Annotated in this window: 5 protein-coding genes; all 5 read right to left on the reverse strand. The window is 58.6% G+C overall.

The genetic code is table 11. The annotated features are described in order from the left end of the window. The coding region (locus AC1DO7_RS39935; protein WP_477117468.1) for a TetR/AcrR family transcriptional regulator at window positions 1–313 on the reverse strand (313 nt) is incomplete at its 3' end. Between the two features lie 134 nt (window positions 314–447). Continuing rightward, complete coding sequence (locus tag AC1DO7_RS39940) at window positions 448–1,248, reverse strand: alpha/beta fold hydrolase (RefSeq protein WP_441619863.1); 801 nt, start codon at window positions 1,246–1,248, stop codon at window positions 448–450. A 34-nt stretch (window positions 1,249–1,282) separates the two neighbouring features. After that, entirely contained in the window at window positions 1,283–1,756 is a 474-nt protein-coding gene (locus AC1DO7_RS39945; protein WP_441619865.1) for a DUF6841 family protein, read from the reverse strand. Window positions 1,757–2,110: 354 nt separating this feature from the next. Next, a complete protein-coding gene (locus AC1DO7_RS39950; RefSeq protein WP_441619867.1) occupies window positions 2,111–2,911 on the reverse strand; it encodes an SDR family NAD(P)-dependent oxidoreductase in 801 nt (266 codons plus the stop codon). Window positions 2,912–3,286: 375 nt separating this feature from the next. Beyond that, a partial coding sequence (locus tag AC1DO7_RS39955) for an enoyl-CoA hydratase/isomerase family protein (RefSeq protein WP_477117469.1) occupies window positions 3,287–4,095 on the reverse strand: 809 nt, incomplete at its 5' end.

The following is a 4,095-nucleotide window of genomic DNA, read 5'->3' on the forward strand; positions in this document are numbered from 1 at the left end:
CGAGCGTTGCGAAGTGGCTGATTCGCTCACCGAAGTAACCACGCAACCGGTCCACTGGAAGAAGATCTGCGTTGCCGAAGAACTCATTTAGCTTGCTCAGGCCGAGTTCGAAATAATGATCAACCACCTCCGCAGCAAATGCTTCCTTGCTTTCGAAAAGGTTGTAGAACGATCCTTTTGGAACGCCTGCAGTCTTAACGATGTCGCCAATCCCTACGCCATTGAATCCGTGGGAATGGAATTCTGAAAGGCCAGCTGTTATCAGCTTATTGCGTGTCTCAAGCCCGCGCTTGTTATGGACAGAATTATCCAAACCGTCTACCTCATGGACTATCTAGGTGCATATCACTTCGCCCTGCGCACTACGCAGAGTCGGACATGCTGGCACCATATGGACCACCTTGACCTGCCGGGAGCCCCTATGTTCGGAGGGTCGAATTCCTTCCTTTAAAGATTCGAAACGAAGTCTTCGACCACCCTGGCCACCGCCTCCGGCCGCTCAAGGTGAGGGAAATGTCCCGCGTCGCGCACCTCGCCAATTTGGACGTTCTGGAACCGCGGCGCGACCACTTCGCGGAGCATTTCTTCGGGAAAGGCCTTGTCATCCGTTACCAACACCAGTGTCGGTGCAGTCACTAACGATGGCAGCTGGCCGCCAGGATGCCCACCGATCCACGATGCCAATGTTTGCAAGGTGGAATGCTCTGACTCCGCCGGCGTGGCAAGGATCATGCGCAATTGAGTCTCTGCGTTGACACTTACAGCCAGACCGACGCGATTAAGCCCAGCATTGACCCGGTCCAGGTCACGTGCACCAGCCTCGAAGGCTTCCCGTGCCTCGGGCGGAAGAGGAGTGCCAGCGAGAGGAGCTGGTGTGAGGAGCACCAGACCTTGAAGCCGCTGTGCGATTCGCGATGCCGCCAATTCGGCGACAGGCGCTCCCATTGACTGCCCCACTAGCACGATGACGCTCTCTGGCGCCGCACCATCTGTTATTGCATCGATGACTTGGTCTGCATAGTCTTCAAGCAAGCCAGCGGTGTCTGCGTTGCTGCGTTCAACGGCATGCCGCTGGACCGCGATGATCCGCCATTCCTCTTCGGGCTTGAGGTTGTCGATCACCCACTGCCAACCCAAGGCGCTGTCACGCCAGCCGTGAACGAATACCAAGACCCGCTCGGTGCTACCGCCGTTGGAAAGATACTCGACCCCAGATGGGGTGATTTTGCGTGCGAAGTCGGATATCACGATTTCTCTACTCAAGAATATAGGTGCAATGTCATCACGAAAGGACGCTGTGCACAGACCACACCTCGGACAGCACGGCCACATCTGTACTCTTCTGCTGAATGTGCAAAATACGCCATCCGTCCTCGCGCCTCATTAGACTGAAGTTAACTACGCAGCGCTCGATCTCCGAATCGTCAGCTCGCCGACGAGACCAAATCACCCTGATCTGTGCGCTGTTCTTGTTGAATACGGTGACCTGGCGATCGGGTACGGCCGTGTGGCTGTAGCCAGCTGCTTTGAGTCGCGCATGGATAGGCGCCAGAATTCCAGCAACTTCCGCCTCTGTCGCTGCCAAGACGACCGGCTTGTCATCGATGCTTACCCATAGCGGCGCGCCCCAGTATTCGGTGACGAACGAAGAGTCTTCTCCTCGCTCACCCGCCGTGGCCCATCGCGGGAGATAGTCTGCAAAGAACCATTGCCATACCTCTTCCAAGGTGTTCTTCTCTTCAATCTGATTTGACACGTTTCCCATATCTAATGTCTCTGCTTGGTGGTTAAGAGCTGCGCAGGCGCTGCATACGTCCATGCTGTGGCAGCACAATTGCTCACCTTTCCTGTACGTCGCTGCAAGCTCAGGCTCGGAGCGGAAGGGCAGTAAGGCCACCACAAGGATGTCCCGTCTACGTCTGGCCGGGCTTGTATAATATGACCGGTCGTCTCAAAACTCAAGCCGAATTTATGTGGGGCTCAGGAAAGTGCAGCATCCCGATGCCGCGCTGGTCCGCTGCGACCAGAGGGGCACTGGGCTGAGTGGCCTGTATCTGCCAGGCCGGGATCTCGGGGCTGCCGACCGCGAACTGGTGGAGCCCATCGACGGTCAGGCCTTCAGATATCGCGGTGCAGGGCGTCCCGTCTGCGTCGCTGCAAAAAGCTCGACCCGAGCGGCATCGAAGTTGGACCACAAGCTCTCATCCGCCACCGATGGCCAAGTGACCAACTCACCCTTGTCGAACCCGGCCAAGGCAGCGTCAACCATGTCTTCGGCGGTCATCACCTTGTCTTTGTCGATGGCTGCCAGTGGTACACCCGACGCGCCCTCGGTCCAGATTTCCGTGGCAGTCACGCCGGGGAGGACAAGTTGTAGCTTCACGCCGGTCGTTGCGATCTCATTCTGAAGGCTGCGCGTAAATGCCAGCACGTATGCCTTCGTGCCACTGTAGACTGCGCTGATAGGCAGGTATTGGATGGAAAGGATTGAAGCGATGTTGATGATGGCGCCCTCGTTCCTCGAAAGGAACCCCGGCAGCGCCGCATGGGTTAGGCGCGTTAGGGCTACGATGTTCAATGAAATCTGCGACAAGGAATCGCTTACTGCCGTGCTGGCGAGCGGGCGCATCTTCGACATGCCGGCGTTGTTAATAAGCAGGCTGATGCTCTGTTCCTCCGCCAGGACGGCCTCGACCTTTGCGAGGTCAGCGTCTTTCTCGAGGTCAGCCGTCAGCGTCTGGACATTGACGCCGTACGCCTTTGAGAGCTGCTCCGACACTGCTGCCAGTCGGTCAGCTCGACGCGCGACGAGGATTAGATTGAAGCCGCGAGCAGCGAGGCGATCGGCATACACAGCGCCAATGCCTGAAGAGGCGCCGGTAACGACTGCGGTCTTGTTGGTGGTGGACATGGATATCTCCTATTGATGGGGCTGGACTGATAGACAGACCAGTTGATGGTTTGACTTCATGGTCTGCAGTACCATCCGGCGCCGAGGGTCTTGCCAACAATGCGCTTCCAGGCAGACCCTTCCAACAGGGCTCGCGAGCATCAGGGAGCATTGCTCTTGCTGCACGCAGTCCGCGTCGTCTTCGATTCTCTCGCTGCTGCAAACGAAGGCATCGCTTTCAACGGTGAGCGCGCGTACGTCCAGCGTATTCTTCAGCGCCGCGAACACACCCTTAGCGAGAATCGGGATCTGGTGCATGCCTTACACGCGGGAGAAGGGGCCTCGATTAGGCACCTTCCTCCCGTTCTGATGTGATTCCCTCGGTGTGCCTGACGGCTACTGTCCGAGCTTCCCCAGGTATTCGCCGAGTTGCAGCTCGAAATCGAGCCCCTTCTCGGCCACGACCTTCCCGAGCTTCGGCCTGCGAGCGAGGAAGCCCTGCCAGGCAAGGGAGCGGCTGTACTCGCCGTAGGCGGCGTGTAGGTCTGCATCCGGCGGCAGAGTTGCCCGATTGACCTGGGCCTTGGCCGCAACCAGAGCCTCCTTGTCAAACGAGGCTAGACGCGACGCAACTGCCTCCACAAAGCGATCTAGGTCGACATCAGGAACGGCGCGTGTGATCCAGCCGTAGCGTTCGGCCGTTTCGGCGTCGTAGTCCTGAGCGCTTAGGATGGCTTCAAGCGCACGGTCACGGCCAATCAGGCGCGGCAGCCGTTCCGATCCACCGCCGCCAGGCACGATGCCGGTGCCCACCTCTGGTTGCGAGAAGTACGCTTGCTCCTTGCTCGCGTACCGAAGGTCCATCGCTAGGCTCAGCTCGTTGCCACCGCCTCGGGTGCGTCCCCGGATCGATCCGATGCTGATGAAGGGCGCCTTGGACAGCCGCACCACCAGGTCTACCCAGGCAGGCGTGGAATCATCCCCAGGCAAGTTGGGGAAATTCGCGGCCTGGCTCAGATCGAAGTGGTTGAAGAAGAAGCGCGGCGTGCTGCTGGTGAAGATGACAACCTGAACCGCCGGGTCCTCGCTCAACGACTTCACTACCTCGCGCAGCTGTGATACGGCCTCGGGCACAATCAGGTTCACGGGTGGGTTGGCATAGACCACCTTACGGATCTTTGGCGACACGACCTCCACTGTGACCA

This window comes from Cupriavidus sp. 05N40 (genome assembly GCF_056397305.1).

Excerpts from the sequence above, each read along its gene's own strand:
- AC1DO7_RS39950 (WP_441619867.1), bottom strand. The coding sequence starts at position 2,911 with ATGTCCACCACCAACAAGACCGCAGTCGTTACCGGCGCCTCTTCAGGC.